Genomic DNA, 2,138 nt, shown 5'->3' with positions numbered 1-2,138 from the left:
CGGAGATCGAGCGCGTGCTTGCAACATACGCCAACGTCCACTCCGCAGGCGGAGCCAACGCCGAGATCACGAGCGATTACTACGAAAATGCAAGGGCGAAAATCAAAGAGTTTCTGGGCTGCGAGGAGCGCTACTATCTGATCTCGTGCGGATTTGGTGCAACTGCGGCAATAAAGAAGCTCTGGGAAATTCTAGGCATCTACCTGCCGCCAGCAACGCGAGATAGGCTGAGTTTGCGGCGCGAGAGCCTAAAAGATCTGCCGCTTTTCATCATCTCGCCTTTTGAGCACCATTCCGTGGAGATCAGCCTAAGGCAGGGGCTTTGCGAGGTCGTGCGCGTTCCGCCGGATCCAAGCGGGCTGATGGATTTTGCGCGCTTGGGCGAAATTTTATCCGCAAACAAAGGGCGCGAAATTTACGGCGTGCTTACCGCAGCATCGAATGTGACGGGGCTTAAGCTCGATTACAAGCGCGCTTACTTGATGCTCAAGTCGCACGGCGGACGGCTGTTCGTGGACGCTAGCGCGCTCATCGCGCACGAAAACGTAGATACCAGCTTTTGCGACGGCATGTTTTTCGGCGCGCACAAGCTTTTGGGTGGCGTAGGCGCTAGCGGGATTTTGGCGGTGCGAAAGGAGCTTTTGCGCGGCGAGGAGCCGACGTTCGCGGGAGGCGGCACGATCAAATACGCGGATGCCCTAACTCAGCGCTTTATAATCGACAAGGAGCGCTTGGAAGAAGCGGGCACGCCGGGCATCATCGCGCTGGTGCGAGCTTATCTTGCTCTAAAGCTTCGCAAAAGCGCGGGACTAGAGGCGATCAAGTCGCGCGAAGAGGCGATCTGCAGGCGCTTCATAAGCGAAATTTCAAAGATCCCAGAGATTGAAATTTACGGCAATCTCACCGCGCCGCGCGTGCCGATCTTTGCTTTTAATATGCAAGGACTCGGCGCAGACGCGCTGGCCGGGGTGCTCGGGCAGAAATTTGAAATCCAGACCCGCGCAGGTTGCGACTGTGCAGCGCCATACGGCTTTGATCTGCTCGGTTTGCAGCCCGATACCGAAATGTCGCGCAAACCCGCTTGGGTGCGGGCTAGCTTCTCGTTCGTCCACGATGAAAGCGATGTGGATTTCTTGGCGGAGGCGCTAAGACAGATTGCTAAAATTCGCGATAAAATCACCTTCGTAGCGGGCAAATATCGCTGCGGCAGCATAAATTGAGCTCGCGAAATTTTGTAGCAAGAGCCGCTTTTAAATTTTACGGCGCGGGATTTTGCCACATAAAATTTTGTCGGTGTAATTTCGCAGCGTAAAATTTTATGGCTTGGAATTTTAAAGCGTAGAATTTTATGCGCGGCTCGGGCAGCAGATACTCCGTGCCGATTGGAACGTAAAATTTTTCGGCATAAAATTTCGCGGCTTAGAATTTTGAAATTTTAAATTGTGAGCTGAATTCTGGCGGTAAATTTTGTGCTGAGGAATTTTGCGCCGTGAAATTTGAGCGGTAGAATTCCGTGCCGCGCGGATAAATTTTACACCGCCAAATTTTAAAATTCCGAAATTTCAAAATTTCGCTATTCGAATGAGCTTCGCAATTTTTGTATTTCGTGAACGCATGGAAAATTCTGCGCCGTGGAATTTTAGCCGCAAAATTTTGAAATTTTACAAAGCTGAATTTTACTCGGCAGACTTACGCGGCGAGAAATTTTACCGCAGAGCTCGTGGCGGCGTAAATTGACGCGACCGCGCCCGTCCGAAAGCCAAATTAGGGCGCGAGCGCTTGCGATAAGAGCGCAAATTTTAAGAAGCGAAATTCTGCGCCGCTAAAAGGCGTAAAATTTCATTAAATTTACTCGCCAAATTCCTTTTGCAGCTTGTAAACCTTATCGTAATCGACCCCCTCGATGATGCGCGGACGCGAGGCGTTGAAATCCGCGTTTATCACCGAGCGAGCGGGGTCAAACTCGGGGAGGTCGGTCATCTCTAAAATTTCCGCAATCGCGTGGATGAGATCGTCGTTTAAAAACGGCCTGTCTTTGGCTGCCGCGATGCGCGCCCAAAGATCAGCGTTTTGCTCTTTAAATTTATCCGACGCCATGAAAATCAGCGGGATTTCGAGCGTGAAGCGGTTGATGCCGC

General features: G+C 51.5%; 1 protein-coding gene and 1 pseudogene. One reads left to right on the top strand and one right to left on the bottom strand.

Features of this window, described 5'->3' with window-relative positions; genetic code table 11:
• Positions 1–1,220: aminotransferase class V-fold PLP-dependent enzyme (locus Q0614_RS00835; RefSeq protein WP_298785853.1), on the top strand; the 1,220-nt coding region annotated here is incomplete at its 5' end.
• A 628-nt stretch (positions 1,221–1,848) separates the two neighbouring features.
• Here Q0614_RS00835 and Q0614_RS00830 read toward each other — a convergent pair.
• Positions 1,849–2,138, bottom strand: a pseudogene (locus tag Q0614_RS00830) (hypothetical protein); the annotation flags it as partial.

This window comes from uncultured Campylobacter sp. (assembly GCF_937997595.1).
In the GTDB taxonomy this organism is placed as follows: Bacteria; Campylobacterota; Campylobacteria; order Campylobacterales; family Campylobacteraceae; genus Campylobacter_B.
The sequence above is the reverse complement of the archived record's forward strand: the minus strand, read 5'-3'. Positions and strand labels throughout refer to the sequence as shown.